At 67.8% G+C, this 21866-nt stretch carries 18 protein-coding genes and 3 pseudogenes; 12 read left to right on the forward strand and 9 right to left on the reverse strand.

Annotated features, from left to right (window positions below):
- Positions 1-53 precede the first annotated feature (53 nt).
- Complete coding sequence (locus tag VXC91_RS18940) at positions 54-1211, reverse strand: C45 family peptidase (RefSeq protein WP_329508458.1); 1158 nt, start codon at positions 1209-1211, stop codon at positions 54-56.
- A 301-nt stretch (positions 1212-1512) separates the two neighbouring features.
- Between VXC91_RS18940 and VXC91_RS18945 the strand changes: the two genes are divergently transcribed.
- The 3 genes from VXC91_RS18945 to VXC91_RS18955 all read left to right on the forward strand — a co-directional run bounded on the left by VXC91_RS18945 (position 1513) and on the right by VXC91_RS18955 (position 5678).
- A complete protein-coding gene (locus VXC91_RS18945) occupies positions 1513-2967 on the forward strand; it encodes a TldD/PmbA family protein (protein WP_329508459.1) in 1455 nt (484 codons plus the stop codon).
- Entirely contained in the window at positions 2964-4289 is a 1326-nt protein-coding gene (locus VXC91_RS18950) for a metallopeptidase TldD-related protein (protein WP_329508460.1), read from the forward strand. The genes VXC91_RS18945 and VXC91_RS18950 overlap by 4 nt, the downstream gene beginning before the upstream one ends.
- 213 nt (positions 4290-4502) lie before the next feature.
- Entirely contained in the window at positions 4503-5678 is a 1176-nt protein-coding gene (locus VXC91_RS18955) for a GDSL-type esterase/lipase family protein (protein ID WP_329508461.1), read from the forward strand.
- Between the two features lie 6 nt (positions 5679-5684).
- Here the strand turns inward: VXC91_RS18955 and VXC91_RS18960 are convergent, their stop codons facing one another.
- Positions 5685-6533, reverse strand: a complete 849-nt coding sequence (locus VXC91_RS18960; protein ID WP_329508462.1) for a PHB depolymerase family esterase — start codon at positions 6531-6533, stop codon at positions 5685-5687.
- Positions 6534-6711: 178 nt separating this feature from the next.
- Here VXC91_RS18960 and VXC91_RS18965 point away from each other — a divergent pair, with 178 nt between their 5' ends.
- The 8 genes and pseudogenes from VXC91_RS18965 (at position 6712) to VXC91_RS47010 (ending at position 13362) form a co-directional block, all read left to right on the forward strand.
- Positions 6712-7791 carry an isocitrate/isopropylmalate dehydrogenase family protein gene (locus VXC91_RS18965; protein WP_329508463.1) on the forward strand — a complete coding sequence of 360 codons (1080 nt, stop codon included), beginning with the start codon at positions 6712-6714 and terminating at the stop codon, positions 7789-7791.
- Positions 7788-9194: an NAD-dependent succinate-semialdehyde dehydrogenase gene (locus tag VXC91_RS18970; RefSeq protein ID WP_329508464.1), complete on the forward strand. Its 1407-nt coding sequence runs from the start codon at positions 7788-7790 to the stop codon at positions 9192-9194. The genes VXC91_RS18965 and VXC91_RS18970 overlap by 4 nt, the downstream gene beginning before the upstream one ends.
- Positions 9191-9685 carry a cupin domain-containing protein gene (locus VXC91_RS18975; protein ID WP_329508465.1) on the forward strand — a complete coding sequence of 165 codons (495 nt, stop codon included), beginning with the start codon at positions 9191-9193 and terminating at the stop codon, positions 9683-9685. The genes VXC91_RS18970 and VXC91_RS18975 overlap by 4 nt, the downstream gene beginning before the upstream one ends.
- Positions 9686-9758: 73 nt before the next feature.
- Positions 9759-10019: pseudogene (locus tag VXC91_RS18980) on the forward strand (transposase family protein); the annotation flags it as partial.
- A 360-nt stretch (positions 10020-10379) separates the two neighbouring features.
- Positions 10380-10509 (forward strand): annotated as a pseudogene (locus VXC91_RS47005) (transposase); the annotation flags it as partial.
- A 711-nt stretch (positions 10510-11220) separates the two neighbouring features.
- Positions 11221-12282, forward strand: a complete 1062-nt coding sequence (locus VXC91_RS18990; protein ID WP_329508467.1) for a Dyp-type peroxidase — start codon at positions 11221-11223, stop codon at positions 12280-12282.
- The gene (locus tag VXC91_RS18995; protein WP_329508468.1) at positions 12279-13079 is read left to right on the forward strand and encodes a family 1 encapsulin nanocompartment shell protein; all 801 of its coding nucleotides are present in this window, start codon (positions 12279-12281) and stop codon (positions 13077-13079) included. The genes VXC91_RS18990 and VXC91_RS18995 overlap by 4 nt, the downstream gene beginning before the upstream one ends.
- A 157-nt stretch (positions 13080-13236) precedes the next feature.
- Entirely contained in the window at positions 13237-13362 is a 126-nt protein-coding gene (locus tag VXC91_RS47010) for a hypothetical protein (protein ID WP_408057411.1), read from the forward strand.
- 31 nt (positions 13363-13393) lie between these two features.
- Here the strand turns inward: VXC91_RS47010 and VXC91_RS19000 are convergent.
- A protein-coding gene (locus tag VXC91_RS19000) for an IS5 family transposase (RefSeq protein WP_408057413.1) occupies positions 13394-14253 on the reverse strand; the annotation gives its coding sequence in 2 pieces (ribosomal slippage) (positions 13394-13887 and positions 13887-14253; 861 coding nt in all).
- A gap of 552 nt (positions 14254-14805) precedes the next feature.
- Between VXC91_RS19000 and VXC91_RS19005 the strand changes: the two genes are divergently transcribed.
- Positions 14806-16602, forward strand: a complete 1797-nt coding sequence (locus tag VXC91_RS19005) for an AfsR/SARP family transcriptional regulator (RefSeq protein WP_329508469.1) — start codon at positions 14806-14808, stop codon at positions 16600-16602.
- Between the two features lie 193 nt (positions 16603-16795).
- Here the strand turns inward: VXC91_RS19005 and VXC91_RS19010 are convergent, their stop codons facing one another.
- From VXC91_RS19010 to VXC91_RS19035, 6 genes and pseudogenes are all read right to left on the reverse strand, one after another.
- Positions 16796-17083, reverse strand: coding sequence for a hypothetical protein (locus VXC91_RS19010; protein WP_329508470.1), 288 nt, complete (start codon positions 17081-17083; stop codon positions 16796-16798).
- 232 nt (positions 17084-17315) lie between these two features.
- A complete protein-coding gene (locus tag VXC91_RS19015; RefSeq protein ID WP_329508471.1) occupies positions 17316-17567 on the reverse strand; it encodes a DUF5133 domain-containing protein in 252 nt (83 codons plus the stop codon).
- 55 nt (positions 17568-17622) lie between these two features.
- Positions 17623-18473, reverse strand: a pseudogene (locus tag VXC91_RS19020) (sigma-70 family RNA polymerase sigma factor).
- A gap of 112 nt (positions 18474-18585) precedes the next feature.
- Entirely contained in the window at positions 18586-18891 is a 306-nt protein-coding gene (locus VXC91_RS19025; protein WP_329508472.1) for a DUF427 domain-containing protein, read from the reverse strand.
- A gap of 679 nt (positions 18892-19570) precedes the next feature.
- Positions 19571-20347, reverse strand: coding sequence for an SDR family NAD(P)-dependent oxidoreductase (locus tag VXC91_RS19030; protein WP_329508473.1), 777 nt, complete (start codon positions 20345-20347; stop codon positions 19571-19573).
- A gap of 270 nt (positions 20348-20617) precedes the next feature.
- Positions 20618-21866, reverse strand: a 1249-nt coding sequence (locus VXC91_RS19035; protein ID WP_329508474.1) for a helix-turn-helix transcriptional regulator, incomplete at its 5' end; no start/stop codon positions are given.

A 21866-nucleotide genomic window follows, 5' to 3' on the forward strand; every position in this document is an offset into this window, starting at 1 on the left:
GGCTCCAGGGGTGAGGGACAGGGACGTGGCGTGCGGGTGCCTTGGTCGTACGGTCAGCCCGTGTGGGCGGCCGCGTGCGGAGCGGGCGACGGTGCCTCTGGCCCGTCGTAGATGTTCCAGGGCACCCGGACATAGTCGTTCTCGCACGGGAGTCCCGCGGTCAGCAGGTACTCGCCGGTGCTGAGGTCCACCAGGCTGGAGACGACCGTCTCGTAGCGGTCGGCCTCGTGGCGTCGTGGATCGGCGTGCTGGCACACCGAGTTGGGGTGGGCGAAGTGGTCGCTCATCACGTCGCGCACGAGGGCGCGCAACCGGGCGCCGGACGTGACCGACCGGGCGGCCTGGAGCCCCTTCTCGACGCGGGGGACACGGAAGAGCGAGTCCACGGAGAAGGGCCGGTAGGTCTTCTCGATCTGGGGCGGGACGAAGGCCTGGAAGTGGTTGCCGTGGACCAGGACTCCGTGCGTGGGGTACATCCAGCCGTGCCGGCCCGGGGTGGTCTCCAGGTCGATCGCGAATCCGTCGCGATGGGTGATCAGGAGGTTGCTGGGGGTGGACTGGGTGACCTGGAAGGCGGCCCGCAGGGCGTCGTACACGTCCCAGGACTCGAGGATCTTGCGGCGGACGAAGGTGCCGGGCACGCTGAGTCCGGCGTCGAATCCGCCACCGAGTCCATTGGCGTTCAGGCCGATACCGGCCGAGTTGACGCCGTGCCGACCGATCTGTCCGGCCTCGGTCTGGGTGATGAGGGTCGGCCGCCCGGGCTGCTGAACGCGCAGCACGACGACGGTGTCCGCCACCTGCTCACGCCAGTCCCAGTTCTGACCGCACAGCACATGCCCGAGGCCGTTCGCCTCTTCCAGTAGGGCGAAAGAGGTGCAGCCCTCGTCGGCCTTGTCGTCGAAGGGGTTGGACTGACTCAGTTCGAAGCGGGCGTTGAGGGCGAGGATCTCCTCGAAGTCGCGTCCGGCGCCTTCGGCGATCCCGCGGATCTCGTCGAGGATGCCCGGGAAGTAGTCGTCGATGAGCGGTATCCAGGCGCGGGCCCGGGCCGTGGCCTCGGTCCACTGAAGTCCGGCGGTACGCAGGAACAGTTCCGCGTAGAAGTCGATGGAGCGTTCAATCAGTTCGCGCGCGGCCACGCCGTACTGTCGGCCGCGCTCTTGGGGGTCGGCACTCGTCAGGTCGATGAAGAGGAGTTGCTCGGGCATGAGAACTTCCTGGGGCGAGTGAGGCGCGCTGTCCGCTGTCAGTTCGATTGCAAGAAGGGCCAGATCAACCGGGAGTTGGCCTCGCCGGGTGGTGGCACTGTAGTAACCGCTACAAGTCGAGTCAATACCTGTAGTAGAACGCTTCAAAAGCTTCTGAAGCGCTCACAACACTCGTTGTCAATGTCTGTAGCAAACGCTACCTTCGAGAAGTGCCCGGCCTTCTGGAGCCCTTGCGCACCTCACACCGGTGCCCGCTCGGCACTGCCCGGCGCTGCACCCCGATCGAAGGGTAAGACACACTGTGAAAGACACTGCGGAGACGGTCCTGGGTCTGCTGCCCAGGGACGTTGCATACGCGGACGTCCGCGTCGTCGAGCGCACCCACGAACTGGTCCTCGTCGAACACGAGGGCCCCGGCGACGTCATGCGGGAGAACTCGCTGGGCGTCGGCGTCCGCGTCGTCATCGGCGGTCAGTGGGGCTTCGCGGCCACTCACCGCCTGGACCGCATGGGTCTTACGGCCGCGGTCGCCGAAGCCGTCGCACAGGCCCGCGCCGCCGGCGGCGGAGCGAAGATCGCGCTCGGTCAGCCGGTCACCACCCGCGCCCGCTGGTCCTCCCCGATGCCCGTCGACCCCTTCACAGTGCCGCTGTCAGGCAAGCTCGACCTGCTCGCCGCGGCCGTGGCCGAGGCACGCACCGCCGGGCCGCTGCTGCGCCAGATCGAGGCCTCGATGGACTTCTTCCGCGACGACAAGGTCTTCGCCAACACCGAGGGCGCCCTGATCGAACAGACCATCACCGAAAGCGGCGCCGGTCTGATGGCCGTCGCCTCCGACGACGACGACGTCCAACGGCGCTCGTTCCCGCAGGCCGTGCCCCGCTCGATCCGCGGGCAGCGCGGGCAGTTCGCCACCGCCGGCTACGAGCACATCCCGGGCCTGCGCCTGGTGGAGGAGGCGGCCCGGGTCGGAGCCGATGCCGTCGCCCTGCTGTCCGCCCCGCAGTGCCCCGACGAGACCAGCACGCTGGTTGTCACCGGCGCCCAACTCGCCATGCTGCTGCACGAGTGCGCCGGTCACCCGATGGAGGCCGACCGGGCCCTGGGCTCCGAGGTCAGCCTCGCGGGCGGCACCTACGCCTCGCCCGAGCGCCGCGGCACCTTCCGCTTCGGCTCCCCCCTCGTCTCCGTCCACGCCGACGCCACCATCACCGGCGCCCTGGGCAGTTACGCGTACGACGACGAGGGTGTCGCCGCGCAGCGCACCGAACTCGTCAAGGACGGCGTCTTCACCGGCTACCTCTCTGGCCGGGAGTCGGCCGCGGCGCTGGGCCAGGAGTCCTCAGGGGCGGCCCGCGCCGACGGCTGGCAGCGCATCCCCCTGGTCCGGATGACCAACCTGTGCCTGGAACCGGGCGACTCCTCACTGGCCGAGATGATCGCCGACACCAAGCGCGGTGTGCTGATGGACATGACCAAGAGCGTCTCCATCGACGACCAGCGGCTGTCCTTCCGGCTGGGCGCCGAGGCGGGCTGGGAGATCCGCGACGGAAGGCTCGGCCGCCTGCTGAAGAACTGCACATACAGCGGTGTCACACCCAGGTTCTGGGCCGACTGCGACGCCCTGGGCAACTGCGACGAGTTCCAGGTCCACGGCATCCCCTCCTGCAACAAGGGCGAGCCGCTCCAGGTCGCCCACATCGGGCACGGCACGGTCCCGGCCCGCTTCCGCAACGTCCAGATAGGCACCCGATGAGCATCGATCGCCGTCAGGTCCGGTACGCGCTCGACATCATGGGGCCGGGCACCCATGTCGACCTCTCCCAGGAACGCACGGGCCTGCTCCGCTACGCCCGTTCCCGGGTCACCGCCCAGCACAGCGAGGAGCGCCTGCGCGTGCGGGTGCGCCTCACCGAGGGCGGCAGAACGGCCCTGGGCACCCTGGAGACCCTCGAACCCACCGAGGTCAAGGCCCTGTCCGACCGGCTCCGCTCCGCCCTGGCCCTGCTTCCGGCGCCCTCCGGCGAGCCAGATGCTTCCCGTCGTAGCGGCTCCGACACCGACCCCGTGGCGCCGGAGGTGGGCGCCGCCACGCTCGGCGCCGGACCGGCCGAGCGCCATGCGTGGTTCAGCACCGTGCGGGACGGCCTGGCGGACACGGCCCAGTTGGGCGGATCCATCCGGCACGACGTGATCCACCGGGTGGTCGCCGACCACAGCGGCCTGTACCGCGAGGAGACCCTCACCAAGGCGTCGCTGCAGGCGATCGCCGAGCGCGACGGCAGATCGTCGAGCGTGCGTCTCGTCCACCGGGACGCCGCTCGCATCGACCCTACCGACGTGGCCCGCCGACTCCTTGACGACCTGACCGACCTACCGGAACGCGCACCCGTCAGCGGCACGTTCCGGGTTCTGCTGCGGCCCCAGGCGGTGATCACCCTGCTGGCCACGTACGGCTATGTCGCCCTGGGCGCGGCCGGATACGCCGAAGGACGCACCGCGGTGGCCGGCCGCATGGGCAGCAGGGTGACCAGCGAACTGCTCACCATCACCGACGACGGCACCGATCCCGCCGGCCTCGCCAGCGGCTTCGATCCGGAGGGCACCCCGCGCCGGCCGACGCGGCTGGTCGACAGCGGTGTACTCACCGGTGTGGTGTCGGACCTCAGGCGCGCCGATGTGACGGGCGGCTCGTCCACCGGCCACGCGGTGCCGGCCGGCTGGCGCTTCGGCGCCGATCCCTCGCCGTCGCACCTCCTCCTGGCCGGCGGCGACCACACCGAGGAGAAGCTGGCCGCCGTCTGCGGGACCGGATTGGTGATCAGCCGTCTCGACTACCTGCGCATCCTGCATCCCAAGGACACCCTCGTCACCGGTACGACGAGGGACGCCACGTACTGGATCCACGACGGCGAACCAGTGGCCTGGCAGCCGTCGGTGCGTCTCACCTTCCGCATGGACGAGGTGCTCGACGCGGTGCTGGCCGCCGGCAGCCGCCGCGAGCGCGGCGAAGCGGTGTTCATGGAGAGCGTCGTGGCACCCGCGCTGCTGGTGGACGCCGGCCCGATCAGTCTGTGACCACCTCCGCGCGCAGCGCGGGGCCCCACCGCCCGGCGGCGGGACATGCGCGGTACCGTCCCCCGGACACCGGGGGAACGACCTGCCCGCTTCCCGCCGCGCCGGACAGCCGACCGGTCGGCCACCGTGCCCGCGGCGACGTCCCACCCGTCACGGGACGGTGGACACCGGTGCGTTGATGTACCGGGACCACGAGAGCAGGAGGCATCGCCGATGGACGAGGTACCGCTGGCCGGCGGTCCGGTCCTCTTCTCAGGGGCACTGGATCTGGAGCGGCGCCCCGGCGGCGGGCTGCTGCCACGACGGCTGCCGGCATGGACGCGAAAGCAGTACCCCGACGCCTTCATGGACTTCGTGTCGGCCATGCCGTCAGGCGTGAGACTGACGTTCCGCACCGCCGCCCGGACACTGGAACTCGACCTGCTCACCACCGTCCGCCACTTCGACGAAGCGGCCGCGCCCACGCCCGCCGGCATGCTCGAACTCGTCGTGGACGGACGGCTCGTGGCCCGGGAGGCCGCTCCCGTGGGCCGGGTGCTTCGGCTGGCTCACGCCCGGGCGGCGGCACGCGAGACCCCGGGTGAGCCAGGCACCGTATGGTTCCCCGGGCTGGCGGAAGGCATGAAGGAGATCGAACTGTGGCTGCCGCAGCAGACCCCGTGCGAGCTCCTCGCTCTGCGCGCTGATGCGCAGATATCGCCGCCCGAGCCGTCCGGCCGGCCCCGCTGGGTGCACCACGGCAGTTCGATCAGCCACTGCACCCAGGCCGACGGGCCCACCGGCACCTGGCCGGCGGTGGCGGCCGCGCTGGGCTCGCTGGACCCGGTGAACCTGGGCATGGCGGGCAACGGCATGCTGGATCCCTATGTCGCCCGGACGATCCGTGATCTGCCGGCCGATCTGATCAGCCTCAAGCTGGGCCTGAACCCCGTGCTCAAGGCCGCGTTCAAGCCGCGTACGTTCGTCCCCGCGGTGCACGGCTTCCTCGACACCGTGCGGGACGGCCACCCGGACGTTCCGCTCCTGGTGGTCTCACCAGTGTTCTGCCCACGCGTTGAGTCGGCGGGCCCGGACGCCCCGGCGGTACCGGGCTTCGGCGCGGAGTACGCGAGGGCCGGTGACGGCAGGGCGGACGAGGAGCCGGGGGATCCCGGCGAGGCAGGTCTCGCGCCGCTGACCCTGCCCATGGTCCGCGAGGCACTCGAGTCCATCGTGCTCGGGCGCCGAGGCGACGACCCGCACCTGTACTACCTCGACGGGCGTGAGCTGTTCGGCCCGCAGGACGCCGCGGACATGCCGGACGGCATCCATCCCAATGCCGTCGGCTACCGGAGGATGGGCGAGCGCTTCGCCGAGCGTGTGCTGGGTGGCAGCGGCGCGTTCGTCTGAGACGCGTTACACGGTTCGGCCGGCTTCCGAGGGCTCGAGGATGCCGGCGAAGAACCGCTGTACGTGCGGCAGCCCCGCCGAACCGCTGTGCCCCATGCCGGGTATGAGTTCGAAGTGCACAGGGATGCCGTGCTGCTCCCAGTTGTCGCGCAGGGCTTTCATGCGCTCGATACGGGTGTCGCCGCCGACGTCGAGCCCGGGTTCGGCGATCTCCCACGTGTCCGTGTCGGCGTCGCCGACGAGCATCTGCACCGGCACCGTACGCAGGACGTCGAGGTCGATCTCCCGGCCGAACCGCTCGGCGACGTCGGCCGTGCCGAGCCACCACGGCACCTCGGGGTTGATGCGGGTGATCCGGCCCGGTGCACCCACGGACAGCCCGGTCAGGCGCTCGGGGTGCAGATAGGCGAACCGGTGGGCGAACTGGCCGCCGCCTGAGAAGCCGTGCAGCAGGAAGCGTGTGGTGTCGACGGTGTAGCGTCTGCCGATCTGCTCGACGATGTCCAGCAGGACCGCGTCGTAGCGGATGCCCTGGTGCAGGAGCCGCTTGTAGCCGTGCAGGTCCTCCGGATCGGCTACACCCGCCGGGAAGAGCGGCGCGAGCACGATGCAGCCTTGCTCCTCGGCGAAGTCCCGGAAGTGGGTGCGGTACCGCTCCGCGAGACGGTTGGTGCCGTGCACGACGACGACCAGGGGCAGCGGCTCGCTGGCCTGCTGGTGGGCGGTCGGCACGTAAAGGCAGTAGGAGAAGCGCTGGTCGCTCTGGAGGGCGAAGAACGCGGTGACGCCGGAGTGGAAGAACTCGGTCGGGTGCAGAATCCGGGCGCCCGACGTGGCGGGCTGTGATGTCTTCAACGGTTTCCCTTTCGCCGCGGGTTGCCACGACGCCTATCTGTAGCATATTTATCAATATGGCAACCAGACCGTAGTGGATACTACAACCGCCGGGGTCGCAGTGCACCCGGCACCGCTGCGCCACCGCGACCGCAGCGGCCTGACGGCACGTCAACCCCTCCTCTAGGAAAGGCAGTCCGTGAAGATCCTGGTCCTGCCCGGCGACGGCATAGGCCCCGAGATCACCGGGGCGACGCTCGATGTGCTCGATACCGCCGACAAGCGGCTCGGTCTCGGCCTGGCCTACGAGACCCACGACATCGGCCTCGCGTCCCTGGCCGTGTCCGGCACCACACTGCCGGACACCGTGCTTCGGCGTGTCCCCCTGGTGGACGGCGTACTGCTCGGCCCCGTCTCGCACTACGAGTACCCCCCGCGCGCAGAGGGCGGCATCAACCCTTCGGCAGAGCTGCGCACCACCTTCGAACTGTTCGCGAACATCCGCCCCTGCCGCTCCCACCCCGAACTGAGCGTCCTGCGGACCCCGATGGACCTGGTGATCGTGCGCGAGAACACCGAGGGCTTCTACTCCGACCGCAACATGTACGCGGGCGGCGGCGAGTTCATGCCCGACCCGGACCTGGCGCTGTCGGTGCGCAAGGTCAGCGCCCGAGCCTGTGCGAGGATCGCGCGGGCCGCCTTCGAGCTGGCCAGGGGCCGCCGCCGCAAGGTCACGGCCGTCCACAAGGCCAATGTCATGAAGCTGTCCGACGGGCTGTTCCTGCGCGAGGTGCGCAAGGTCGCGGCCGAGTTCCCCGACGTCGAGCTCGAGGAGCTGATCGTGGACGCCACGGCCGCGCTGCTGATCCGCAGCCCCGAGCGGTTCGACGTGGTCGTCACCACCAACATGTTCGGCGACATCCTCTCGGACGAGGCCTCGGAACTGTCCGGCAGCCTGGGCCTGGGCGGATCCGTCAACGCCGGCGACACGATCTGCGTCGCCCAGGCCCAGCACGGCTCCGCCCCCGACATCGCAGGGCAGGGCGTCGCCAACCCGACGTCCCTGATCCTCTCCGCCGCCATGCTCCTGGACTGGCGAGGCCGCCAGGACGGGGACGACCGGCTGCGCCGCGCCGCCGCATCGATCAGCGGCGCGGTGGACGCCGTGCTGGACGACCCCGCCACCCGGACTCGCGACATCGGTGGTCACTTGGGCACCGCCGAGTTCGCGGACGCGCTCTGCCACGCCGTCGAGAACGCACCGGAGGCCACCTCGTGATCGCTTCGACCAATCCAGCCACGGGCAGCGAACTCGCCCGATTCACACCGCACTCGGAAAGGGAGGTGGAGGCAGTCCTGGCCGGCGCCGTGGCCGCCCAGGCCGACTGGCGCCGTCGTACCGCGACGGAACGCGTCCCGCTGCTGCAACGACTGTCCGACGTGCTACGGCAGAACAAGGACGCCTACGCACAGCTGATCACCGCCGAGATGGGCAAACCCATCGGCCAGGCAGAGGCGGAGATCGAGAAGTGCGCCGTCACCTGCGAGTACTACGCCGAGCACGCCCCCGCCCAACTGGCGGACCGACCCGTGGACTCGGACGCCACCGAAAGCGCCGTGGTGTACGAGCCGCTAGGCGTGGTGCTCACGGTGATGCCGTGGAACTACCCCTTCTGGCAGTTCGTCCGCTGCGCCGCCCCGGCCCTCGCCGCCGGCAACGCGGTGCTGCTCAAACACGCCAATAACGTGCCACAGTGCGCTCTCGCCGTCGAACGGGCGGTACAGGAGGCCGGGGCGCCCGAGGGGCTGTGCCGCACCCTGCTGGTCGAAGTCGACCGAGTTGGGGGCATCGTGGCCGATCCACGCATCGCGGCGGTCAGCCTCACCGGCTCCACCGGGGTCGGTGCGATCGTCGCGTCCCAGGCGGCCGCCGCACTGAAGAAACAGGTCCTGGAACTCGGAGGCTCCGATCCCTTCGTGGTCCTGGCCGACGCGGATGTCGCACGGGCCGCAGCGACCGCCGTCGCCTCTCGTTTCATCAACGCCGGTCAGAGCTGTGTCAACGCCAAGAGGTTCATCGTCCAGGACACCGTCGCCGAGGAGTTCGCCGCCGCGTTCACCCGAGGCGCGCAGGCTCTCGTCGTCGGAGATCCGACGGACCGCGCGACCAGCATCGGCCCGATGGCACGCGCCGACCTGCGCGAGACGCTCCACGACCAGGTCGAACGGAGCATCGCCGCGGGAGCCGAACTCAGACTGGGCGGCAAACCGATCGACAGCCTGGGCTGGTTCTACCCGCCGACCGTCCTCGACCACGTCACACCAGGCATGGCCGCCTTCGACGAGGAGACCTTCGGCCCGGTCGCCGCCATCACCCGGGTGGCCACCGCCGACGACGCCATCGCCCTGGCGAACCGCACGGAGTACGGGCTGGCCGCAACGTTGTGGACCGGCGACCTGAGCCGGGCCCGAACGCTCGTGCGCCAAGTGGACGCGGGTGCCGTCTTCGTCAACGGCATGGTCGCATCCGACGCACGGCTGCCCTTCGGCGGCATCAAGAAGTCCGGCTACGGCCGTGAGCTGGGTCCCGAAGGCATCCGCGAGTTCGTCAACGTGAAGACCGTATGGATCGGCCCCACCACGGCAAGCCGACCCGCCTCGAACGGAGCAACTCCCCAGTGACCACACCGAACACGCCCGGCTCGCACGAGGAGCCCGCTCCCGACCCCGGCCACGACGCCTTCCCTCCGGCCGTGCTGCGCACCGCCGAGCTGCCCGCCTACGAGCGCGGCGGCGGCGCCAGCACCACGCCTCTGGTCACCACGGCAGTCGGCGCGCAGGTCTTCCTCAACGGAATCACCCTATTTGCACCCGGCGCGGGCATCCCGCCGCACACCCACAACTGCGCCGAGAGTGTGGTCATCCTCGACGGCTGCGCAGTGGTCGACATCGACGGCACCGAGCACCGGCTGAACCGCTTTGACACCACGTATGTCGCCGCCGGTACTCCTCACTGCTTCCGCAACGCCTCGACCACCGAGACCATGCGGATCCTGTGGACTTACGCCTCCGTGGAGGCTACCCGCACCATCGTGGAGACGGGGGCGACTGCTCGTATCGACGCCGAACACGCAAAGCCCGCCAGGACGGGGAACTGGTCCAGGAATGATTAGACGGTGTGTCAATTCAACGGCCCTGTCTCACATTCGGTGGTGACGGAGAGTCGTGAGGGTCGTTGACACTCGCGTGGCGGAAGTCAACGAGCCTGTGAAGACGGTATTTTCGGGTCTGTCCCCGCTGGTCGTAGAGGATGTGGCCGACGAGGGTGAGCGGATCGTGGTGCGGGCACGGACTCTGCAGGACGCTGCGGTCTGCCCGGTGTGCGGGGCGCCGTCGGGGCGGGTGCACGGCTATCAGTTACGGACGGTGGCCGACGTGCCGATCGATGACCGCCGGGTGGTGGTCCGTGTGCGGGTGCGACGGCTGGTGTGTCCCACGCTCGGCTGCTGCCGCATGCCGCTACGGCGCCGGATCCGTCGTCATTTCCCTGTAAGAGTTCCGGCCGTGCGGGATGCGGTCGGGGAAGCCCGTGCGACCGTATCCGAGACGGCTGGCGCAGCGCCGCCGACCTGCTCGCTGGCACACCGTGCGCCCCGGGGTGAACGGCTCGCCATGGGCGGCAGGGCTGCCAGCGGGAAGTGGGCACGACGGAGGGTGCCTCTATCGATCTGGGGAGCAATGTTCTTGCACGAGGTTGGGCCGTGATGTGTGTCAATCCCCTCCGAACGTGGAGACGGGGCCTCCCCCTGAGTGGTGGACACGCTGATACTGGATCTGCTTGATCCGGAGGAAGCGAGATGACCGCCGATGGCGATGAAGGACTATTCGGACGAGTTCAAGGGCGATGCGGTGGCCTTGTACGAGTCCACACCCGGGGTGACCTACAAGGGAATCGCCGCCGACCTGGGCATCAGCAGAGGCAGCTTGCGGAACTGGGTGCTACGGAAGTGTGAACGCCGTGGTGTTGGCCCGGCCGGAGACAGGGAAGCTGCGGCTGGTGCCGGGCAGATGGTGTTGCCTCCGGATCCCGACGAGCGGATCCGCTGGCTCGAGGCCCGGGCGGCCGAGCTCGAGGCAAGTGAGCGGAAGCTGGCCACCGAGCAGGGCATACTCCGCAAGGCGGCCAAATATTTCGCCGGGGAGACCAACTGGTGGGGAACCGCTTCCAGTTCGTCGACGACCACCGGGGCGCCTTCGGCGTGAGAGGTCGTTTCGCCGAAGGTGACGTCGTACACGTACACCGACCGCGGTCTGCGGCATGGTTCGAGAGGGTGGCGTCGAAGCGGAGTGACAAGCACCCGTTAGCCAAGGGGGTCGTCTTCCTTCCATGGTTAAGGAGCGCCCCCTCAGGGCCGGACCGGGCAGCGCAGAGGACGCTGCAGGCAGGCCTCACCGGAGGGTTCCCAGCAGCATCTGACACAGCAAGGCTGCCCAGGCAGCCACTGCCCGGGGAGCAAGGCCGCGCGGGCGGCCCCGCTCGCGGCGCGCCCGAAGACCGGGCCTGCGCCCGTCCGTTGACCGTGTGTAGACGACCCGTAGATCGGCTGTTGGTTAGCTGGAGCGCAGCATGCAGCAAGAGAAGAGACAACCCGGAACCGACGCCGGCCGACGGGCCGGGCAGTCGGCCGGACACACGGAGGCGCAGCGAATGGCGGCTGAGAGCCAGGGCAAGAACCCGGTAGCCGAGGCCCTAACCGTCCCTCAGGCGGTTCTGGAGACATCGGAACCCGCTGCGACATTCCTCCTCGCTACCCTGGACGACGGAGGAGAGGAGCAGGCTCGTCAGCTGCTCGCTAAGCTCCCATCGCTGGTTCGCGCGGTCCTCTCACGGGCTTCAGGCAGCCGCCTCACCTGTGTCGTCGGGATTGGGTCCGACGCCTGGGACCGCCTGTTCGCCGGTCAGCGCCCCGCCCAGTTGCACCCCTTCCGCGAGATCGCTGGGGACGGGCGGCGGGCTGTCGCCACCCCTGCCGACCTCCTCTTCCACATCCGGGCGACGAGCAGCGACCTCTGCTTCGAACTAGCCGTTGAAATCGTCAACCATCTGAAGGGGGCCGCCACAGTTATCGACGAGGTCGTCGGGTTCAAGTACTTCGGCGAACGAGACCTCCTGGGTTTCGCTGACGGCACGGAGAACCCGACAGGGCAGGCGGCCTCCACAGCTGTCCTCGTCGGGGACGAGGACCGATGCTTCGCGGGCGGGGCTTATGTCGTGGTCCAAAAGTACCTGCACGACCTCGACGGGTGGAACGCGCTGCCCGTGGAGCAACAGCAGAGGATCATCGGCCGCACGAAGGCGACCAACATCGAACTGGACGACGCCACCCAGGAGCCCGACTCCCACGTGGTTCTCAACAAGGTCCTCCGACCAGACGGCTCCGAACAGCAGATCCTCCGCTTCAACATGCCGTTCGGCAGTGCCGCGAAAAGCGAGTACGGCACGTATTTCATCGGGTACACACGTGCGCCTTCGGTCATCGAGCAGATGCTGCGCAACATGTTCCTCGGTACCGCCACCGCCAGCCACGACAGAATCCTGGACTTCTCCCACGCCGTCACTGGAGCGCTCTTCTTCGCCCCCAGCCAAACCTTCCTCGACAACTTCCTCGGCCGGGCTGCTCCCAGTCGGCCAGCCGCACCGCCTGCCCCCGGCGGAACCGGGCACGGCTCTCTCGGCATCGGCAGCCTCGGAAAGGGTCCTTCCGTATGAACAATCTGCACCGCCAGCTCGCCCCCGTGTCGGATGCAGCGTGGGCTGATCTTGAGGCCGAGGCCCGCCGGACATTCAAGGCGCACGTCGCCGGCCGACGCCTCGTGGACGTCCCCGAGGCGGGTGGAGTCGAGCTAGCCGCGGTCCCCACAGGCCACAGCGAGCCTGTCAGCACACCGGACGAGGCGGTGCACGCCAGACTGAGGTCTTCCAAGCCGCTCGTTGAGCTGCGGGTGCCCTTCAGCTTGAGTCGCCAGCAGATCGACGACGTTGAGAGGGGGGCGAGGGACGCCGACTGGCAGCCTGTGAAGGACGCAGCCAGGCGCATCGCCTTCGCCGAGGACCACGTAATTTTCGAAGGACTCTCGGCAGCCGGGATCGAGGGACTGCGTAACGGCTCCCCCCATGCGCCCCTGGCACTGCCCATCGACGCGCGCGAGTACCCCGAAGCGGTCGCAAGAGCGGTCTCCGCGCTCAGGCTCTCCGGCGTCGAAGGCCCATACGCGCTCGCCCTCAGCGCGAGCGCATACGAAGCGGTCAGCGAGACGTCCGACCACGGCCATCCCGTCCGAGCACATATTGCACGCCTGCTGGAGGGCGACATCGTCTGGGCGCCCGCCGTCGCCGGCGCCTTCCTCGTGACGACCCGAGGGGGCGACTTCACCCTCCGCCTTGGGCAGGACCTGTCGATCGGTTACCTCTCCCACGACGCCGAGTCGATCCAGCTCTACTTCCAGGAGACGCTCACCTTCCTCGTGCACGCCGCCGAGGCAGCCCTCCCCTTCGCCGGCAAGTGAGCGGCCCGCCGGAGCCGGGTCGAAGACGGAGAGCGACGAGCCCCTGGAGTGCAGCCTGGCGTTGCCACCGAGGGGACGGACCCCAGGCCTGAGTGGTCGATTTATGGCCATCAAGATCTACAACACGCTGACAAAGTAGAAGGAAGAGTTCGCTCCGATGGGCGATGGGGCTGTGAAGATGTTCGTCTGCGGGCCGACTGCCTACGGCCCAAGCCACGTCGGCCACGCCAAGACGTACATGCAGTTCGACTTCGTTGCGCGCTGCTTCCGCAGGGCCGGCTAACCCGGTGAACGACTGCACCTAAGGTCCGTCTTCAAACGGATCTTGCCCAGAGCAGGAACGAGGCGAGAGAGACCGCTGCTTCGTAGGAGGTGGCGGTCTTGTCGTACCGGGTCGCTAGGCCGCGGAATCCCTTGAGTTGGTTGAAGCAGCGTTCGACGATGTTGCGCCGGCGGTAGGTGTCACGGTCGAAGACTGGTGGTCTGCCGCCGCGACGTCCGCGGTTGCGTCGGTGTCCCTTCTGGTCCTGCTTCTCCGGGATGGTATGGGTGAGGTTGCGTCGTCGCAGGTAGGCGCGCAGGCCGCGTGAGCTGTACGCCTTGTCCGCGATCACGTGGTTGGGGCGGCAGCGTGGCCGTCCTCGTCCGGTGCGAGGCACGCGGATGCGTTCGAGCAGGGAGCGTGCGCAGACGCTGTCATGGCGTTGTCCGGCAGTGAGCAGGACGGCCAGCGGTCGGCCTTTGCCGTCGCAGGCGAGGTGGATTTTGGTGGTCAGTCCTCCGCGGGATCGGCCGAGGGCGTGATCGTCCGGTTCGTCCTGTCGATGCTGCCCCCTTTTCGACCGGTGTCGGCGGCGTGCTGGTGGGCGCGAACGATGGTGGAGTCGATCTGGACCAGCCAGTCGATGTCCCCGGCCGCGTCGGCGCGGGCCTGGATCTGCTGCAGGGCTCGGGTGAACACGCCGTCCAGGGCGTAGCGGCGGAAGCGGGTGTACACCGTCTTCCACGGGCCGTAGCGTTCCGGCAGGTCACGCCAGGAGACGCCGGTACGGATCTTGTAGACCATGCCGTTGATGACCTGCCGATCCTCCACACGAGGACGACCTGTCACGGCCCGCGGTATCAGCGGGGCGAGTAACTCCCACTCCTGGTCGGTTAGTTCATGACGACGTATCACCCCACCATGATCCACCACCCGATGATCTTGAAGACGGACCCTAGTTCGAGCGTGTCATGGCTCGCATCCGCATCACCCGGAGCAGGCCTGGCCGGCCTTGCACCTCACTGGACGATGTGGTCCGGATAACGCTACTCGTCCATGAAGATCCGCCTATCTGTGCAGGCGTGGCGATGACCTAGCGGAACGCCCCCGGGTCCCTGCGCCGCCTTCCGGGTCCGCGTCTGTATCGAGTCACGGGCCGGGCAAGCGAGTTGTACCTGGTCCGAGAGCCGGCGAACTACAGGGTCAGATCCGGGTGTTTCGAGCTGTCCCAGGGCGGCAACTCCAAGAGTAGAGGCGTTGAAGTTCCCACAAAGAGCAGGTGGCCGGTCTGGGAAGGGACTATTTAGTCCGGAAAATTAGAGCGACCTGAGGTACATTTGGGGTATGTGCTCCCTCCACGGACAGTCAGGCAACCCACCCTCACAAGGCTTCAGGGCGGTAGGAGCCATACACGCAGGCATCCAGTTCTCAGTCCTCGGCCCGGTCCGACTGCACAAGCAAGGGGTGGAGGAGGCAGCCGGCCAACCAAGGCAGTGCGCGGTCCTCGCTTCGCTCTTGCTCAGAGCGGGCAGGCCAGTCAGCCTTCCGAGGCTGGTGGACGATGTGTGGGGGGACGAAGCCCCTCCCTCGGCCGTCGGCTCAGTACGCACATACGTCTACCGGCTCAGGCAGGCCCTAGGCGAGCAGAGTGACAGCTCCGTCCGACTCGTCGACGGGGGCTACCTGCTCCACATCAGGCCTGATGACTTGGACCTGAATCGCTTCAAACAGACCGCGGCCAAGGCACGAGAGGCCCGCAGCAACGGAGATCTCACGTTGGCGGCGGACCTGCTGTCCCAGAGCCTCAGCATGTGGAACGGCGTCGCCCTCGCCGGCGTCCCGGGACCGTTCGCCGACATGCAGCGCAGCGTCCTCGGCGAGCTCCGCCTCGCCTGCGCCGAGGAACAGCTGGCTTGCGAGGTGGAGAGGGGGCGCTACGCCGAGGCCGCCGCGGAACTTTCCGCCCTCCTCGTCGAGCATCCGCTGCGTGAGCGCATCTGCGGGCTTCTCATGACCGCTCTGTACGGTGCGGGGAGGCAGTCCGAGGCGCTGACGATCTACCACACGACCAGCCACCTGCTGCGCCAGCGCCTCGGAGTCAACCCCTCGCCGGAACTGCAGCAAGTCCACGAACGCATCCTCTCCGGGCGATTCCAGCTTCCGCAGAGCACCAACCGCCCGGTCGAAGGGCGGCACCCCGCCGCGCCCCAGGCGCCGGCACAGCTGCCAGCCGCCCTGCCCAGCCTCGTCGGGCGCGAGAAGGAGCAGGAGCAGCTGGAGCGATTGGCGGACGACGCAGAAGCGTCGTCCTCGGTGGCCATCTGCGTGGTCGGCGGAATGGCAGGCGTCGGCAAGACAGCCTTCGCCACAGCCACCGGCCACCGCCTGGCAGGGCGCTTCCCCGACGGACAACTCTTCGCAGACTTGCACGGTGCAGGGCCGGGAGCCGAACCGAGGGACCCGGCAGAGGTCCTCGCGGGCTTTCTGCAGTCTCTAGGGGTGCGGCCCGAGGCCATACCCGAGACCACACAGGCCCGAGGGCTCATGTTCCGGGGCCTGCTGGCCAAGCGTCGCATGCTCGTCGTGCTCGACAACGCTGCGAGTACGGACCAGCTCAAGGACCTCCTCCCGGGGAGCCCCGGTTCCATGGCTCTCGTCACCAGCCGCATGCAGCTTCACGCACTTGTAGCTGCTTACCAGGCGCTCCCCTTGACCTTGCTTCCACTGAGCCAGGCCGACGCGCGCAGCTTCCTCGCCCGCCGTCTCGGAGCATCGAGGACGGCGGCTGAGCCCGAGGCCGTCGATCGCATCATCCGGTTCGCCGGATGCCTCCCCCTCGCGCTGGCCAACATCGCAGCCCGCGCGGCCTACCGCCCCCAGATGCATTTGGCGAGCCTGGCCGACGAGTACGCCCCGTCCGAGCACAACGTCTTGGACGCTTTCGCCAGCGAAGAGGACCCGGCACTCGACGTCCGCGCCTCCATAGCCCGCTCGTACCGCCAACTCGACCCAGAGGCAGCATGCCTCTTCCGCGCCCTGAGTGCCTGGCCTGGCGCCATGTTCGCCGCGTCCGACGCCGCAAACACGGCCGCGCAGCCCGAACAACGGGTGCGTCAGACGCTACCGCGGCTGATCCACGCACACCTCATCTCAGAGGTCGGACCCGGCAGGTACAGCTGGAACCGACTTGTTGCCGCGTTCGCCGCGGAGCAGGCAAGGCCGAGCATGCCTGAGGCATCCGGCCAGGCTCTCACGACCTGACCTGCGAAGCGCCGAGGGCACAGATGCTCATAGCAAGGCCAGATCAGTAGATGAGGCCGACCAGCTCCCGAAAGGGCGGCAAACCTGACGGCTTCGCACGATCGTATGGGGGCGCCGCTGTAAGGGAAGGCGGCGCAGACACTGGAGGCGTCCACACCGTCCTCCATGGAGGACCCAGCCCCGGAGGAGAGCATCACGTCGAACGAGTCGCCTCAACCGGACGGCCGTTGAAGCGGTTAAGGCCGAACTTAGCAATGGAGCCGAACTCGTGGAGGAACAGTGCTGGCACGAAGCGCTCGGTGACCTCTGCTGCGTAGGGGCCGGAGTACTCGACAGCACCGACAGGACGGGGCGTGGTTGAGTCACCAGCCCGTACGGTCCCATTGGAGTTGGCACGGCCGTCCGACGGCGCGCTCCGGCGGTAAAGGCTGGTGAGCTCCGGCGTGGCGGCGCCGGACAGGCACAGGCGTGTGAAGGCCACGGCCGTGTAGCTGCCCTGAGGGAGAACCCGAATGCGTCGGCGGCCCACAGCTCGGCAGCCGGCCCGACGAAGGCCCGAACGCCAGGGGACTCCTTGCTGACCGTGCTCTCGAGTGACGTCGCCGTCGCCGGCCGCTTGAGCGACTGGTGCCGGACGATTACGTTCGACTGTCCCTCCACCGCCTGGCGATATACAGACAGTCGTGCCTTCGCGTCCTTGTTCGTCACTCGCGTCAGTCCGCTACGTCGGTGTGCGCGCCACCGGACACGGGAGGCGGCGCCGGTAACGGCGCGTCTGCGAGCTGGCGTCGGGCGGTCTCCAGAGCCTGCCGCACGTCACGTGTACCGGTCGACACACACAGTGTGTAGGCCAGGTCCCGGGTCCGCGGGCCCGGTTCGCCCCTCCCGTCGTCGGGCTCGTTCATCGCGGCGGCCTCGTACTCCTCCAGGAGCCTGCGCAGCACCGCCGGGTGTGGTATCAGCATCCGTCTCGTCCCTCCCTGGGTCCCCGGTCCGTCCGACTCATCGCCGTCCGGCTCATCAGGTCCGCGCCGGGTGACCGGGGCGGACCGCTCGCTGTCCCATCGCCTCGTCGCGCACGAGCGCAGCTGCGGCTGATGGGCCGCGAGACGTGCATCGACGAGATGCCCAGGCAGACGGCTATCCGGCTCTGCGTCATGTCCTCGAAGAAGCGCATGTAGAGAATGACGCGTTCACGTTCGGGCAGCCTGGGCAGGCCCTCCTTGGCGGACTCTCGGTCGATCACGGTGTCGGACGAGGCGTTGGCCGCGCCGAGGGTGTCCGCGAAGCTGTAGCCGTCGTCGCCAGCCGGCAGTTCGGCGTCCAGTGGACGGTTGCTGAAGCTCTCCAGCGCGTCCATGCTGGCGGCGTCCTCGTCCTCGGTCAGTGCGGTGTGGGCGGCCACCGAGGGTTCGGGGTTGCCCGGGCTCTGGGCGAGTTCGCGTCGGGCAACGCGCACCTTGTTGCGTAGTTCCTGGACCGGGCGGTGCACCCGCAGGCCCTGTGTCCGGTCGGGGAATTGGCACCTGACCTCACCGGTGATGGGGGCACAGCGTAGCTTCGAAGGTTCCCCGCTCGGAGTCGAAGCGGTCGATGGCCTTGACCAAGCCGAGCGCTGAGGCTTGGCGGAGGTCCTCGATGGATCTCCCAAGTTCCCGGAACCATCCGGCGGTGTGGTGGACCATAGGCAGCCAGGCCGTGACAAGTTCGTCGCGGACGGCGTTGCGTTCGAGTCCGTCCACCAGCCCCGCCAGGCGGCCGAAAACCGCCATGGTGTCGGGCGCGTCGTCGTGCCGGCGGCAGGCGGAGGCAGCGGAGGGGTTGGTGGACTTTGGGGCACCGGGACGGATGGTGAGCGTTTCGATGAGCATGCGGATCCGCTCCTGAACGGTGATCTCAGGGGACTTTCCGCGGGAACGGCGCTGCCCGGGTCGCCCCGGAGAAGCCGGAGCACCGAAGCAGCTGTACCGCTCCCGCTGTTGGTCAGCCTCTACTGACGGCCACGCCGGGGCTGAAAGCCACGTAGCCAGAAAAGTCCCGTCCCACGACCTCTATCGCACTGGCACGGGGGTCGGGGTAGCTCCAAGCCACGTCGCCCACCCGCTTGTCACCGATAGTGGCGTCGAAGTACTGGCTGCGCCCCTTCCAGGGGCACGTGCACTGAGTGTCACTCTCGCTTAGGAGGCCGTGTATCACTGCGGTCGGGGGAAAGTAGACATTTCCCTCGATCACGATCGTCTCGTCGTCGGGCGCTTCAGCAAGCACGTGCCCGTCCATGGTGGCTTTCATAAAGGGTGCCTCTCCTTACTGCGCCGTCGGCGCGTTGCTGGCGAGGGTGCGCCGTCAGCCCCCGGCTATTTTGAGGGCTTTTTCTTTAGCGCTGCAGGCAGTCGTGCTCTTACCCGGCGCGGCTCTGGGAGCCGAGTTCTTGTGTCAGCCCCCGGAAAGGCGTGGACGGGCCCTGCCTGCGCGTGTGCCCGCCGGTGTGCTCACCGTCGCATTGCTGGCGGCCAGGAGTGCCCTTCGGACCCGGTACTCGGCGTGGAAATCTGATCCCTCACATGGAAGCGCACGGTCTCATGCCCCTCGCGTAGGACGCCGCGGTTTCCGGTCCAGGCCCCTCGCAGCGGTATAGCCCCGATCTCGTCGGCAGGTGCTTTTGTTGCGCTTACCACAACGGTGAACGCGGTCAAGTCCAAACTGAAGCGACCACTCTCCGCCTTGACTCCGCGCCCATCGGGACGTGCACAGAGCGCCATACGTCCAGGGCTAAGGCTGTCGTTACCTCAGCGACACCGACCTCCGGTGCGTCCACAGAGTCAGCGACTGGATGGCTCGCCACGATAGTGAGCCGTCCGGCCATCCCGCCGACAAGACCCCGTTGTTCGCCGCAGCTTGCCACAAGCACACCTCGGCTAACGCCGACGGGAGTGTCAACAACCTTTGGCGGAGTCCAGCATCGGAGCGGTCAGAGGATCACATGAGCTGGCCGTGCGCCTTGAGGAGCGTCAATGATGCCGATCACGCATTCCGCCACCTTCCAGGCGTGGACCGATGGATCTGGAGACTGCTGTGCCGGCAGCGTCAGCCCATGCTCTATGACCTGACGGTAGGCCTGAACGGTGTCGGAATCCCCTGGCTGGAGGGGGGCCGAAGCCGCGTGTGTGTCCAGCAGATGTCCGGGGTCGTAGGTGAGGAAGGTGGCGTCGATCCCGAAGGCGGCAAGTTCCGTTGCATAACTCGTCGCGAGTTGATGCAGTGCTGCTCGTACGGCGTGACCTGGCCCTGCGAAGGGTGCTGGTCCTGGATCGACACTGGCACCTATCCAAATGAGCAGTCCGTCGCGGCGCTCGCGCATCAAGGGCAGGACGGCGCGGGCGATGCGTTGCACCGACAGAACTCCGATGTCGTAGACCTGACTCAGTTGGTACGGCGTGAAAGACTCGGCAGGTCCAAACGTCACCGGTGAGGCTGTGTAGATCACCACGTCGATGCCGTCGGTCTCGTCAACGATCTCACGTACTGCAGCAGCGATCGAATGCTGGTCGACGGCTTCGAACGCGACTGTTCGCAGTCCCTTGTAGCCTGCCTCGGTGCCATCGTCAGAACCAGTGTCCACCGGCTTGGACTCGGTGCCTGCCTGGCCCTTGCCCACGTACACGGTGTGGCCCGCGTCAGCCAGTGCCCGGGCGATGTACTCGCCCCAACCGTCGGTTCCCTCGGTCACGAAGATTGTTTTGGTCATCTGCTTCCCATAACTGGAGTGCGAGGTTCGGGCTGGCCGCACCATCGCCGGGCCTGGGCAGGCATCACTCGATTCAACGCGCACCCGCACACCGGCTATAGCAACAGACGAGGTCATCACTCACATCGGGAGAATGACTTAAGTCGTCTGCTATGGCTTGTCTAAGTCATGAGCACGGCGGACCGCTCGGCTTTCCAAGCTTGTCGGTCAGCACTGGCAGTGTCGTGCAGAGCCGCTGATGAGACGCAGGCGCTCTGCGCCATGCCGAGGTCAGCCATCGAAGCCGGACGCTTCAAGCGCGGTAAGCGCGTCCCTGAGAGCGGCCCGGGATGAGATGCCCAGCTTGGGATAGACCTGGTAGAGGTGGGCGCCGACGGTGCGGTGCGAGATGAACAGCTGCTCGGCTATCTGTTTGTTCGTCAGGCCCGAGGCGGCGAGCTGCGCGATTTCCCTTTCTTGCGGGGTGAGTTCCTGCTTCTGCTGGTCGTCCGAGCGTGGCACGTTCCAGCCGGCGGCTCGTAGTTCCTTAGTCGCGCGTTGAGCCCAGGCTCGCGCGCCGAGCTGTTCGAATACCTGAAGCGCACTCACGAGGCTGTTTCTGGCGGCCATAGTTTCGCGGGCGCGGCGCAACCGCTCGCCGCGTGCCAGTTGGACGCGCGCTCTGTCGAAGGGCCATCGGTCCACGCCTGGAGCACTCAGTGCTTTGTCGAACAGTCGCAGAGCCACATCGTCTTCCTCACAGGCCAGAGCGGCACAGCCGCCGAGCAACAGTGCAAGGCGGGGTGAGAACTCTTCGACATGGGCTTCACGCAATGCCCGTACGTGATCGACCGCCTCCACCCGATGGTTCGAACGGATTGCGGACTCAACGAGGTCGAAGATCAGCCACAGCGCGTGCGGTGTGTAGGGTGCCAGCCGGCCCGGAGGACTCACCGCGCTGGCGTGTCGGTAGGCACTTTCGAAGTCGCCGTCGGAAATGCTTGCGACAGCCTGTACATGACGTGCGTAATCGAGGGCAGAGCGGACTCCACGTGGAGTCGCCCAGTCGGCCATCCGGTCGGTGAGTGTTTGAGCGGTGTCCGTGTCGCCGCGAGAGGCAGCGACTATCGCTTTGTTGTAGAGGAAGTACCACGCAAAGAAGCTGTACCCAGACTCTTCGCACAGCTGGAGACCTTCGTCGGCCAGCTGCGCCGTCTCGTCCCAGCGGCCTGAGTGGTAGCTGTCCAGGCACAGGTGCATCAAGCCGCCGAGGTGTCTGCGCACGGGGCCGCCGTCACGCCCTTGGTGCACTACTCGCCAGGAGGGCTCACGCAGTACCGAGAGCCGGTCGGGATAGATCGACGCCGTTCCCATGCGCACGATGCGGGCTGAATCAGTCTCGTCCATAGCGGTGTCGAGAATCCTGTTCAGCTGATCCACAGTCGCCGCCCCAGCACGAGCAGGGTCACCGAACGTCTGGACCGCGACAGCCAGTAGCAGCGGCGGCTCCGGACGCAACTGGTTCACCGCGGCATGAAAA

This window comes from Streptomyces chiangmaiensis (assembly GCF_036281785.1).
GTDB lineage: Bacteria > Actinomycetota > Actinomycetes > Streptomycetales > Streptomycetaceae > Streptomyces > Streptomyces chiangmaiensis.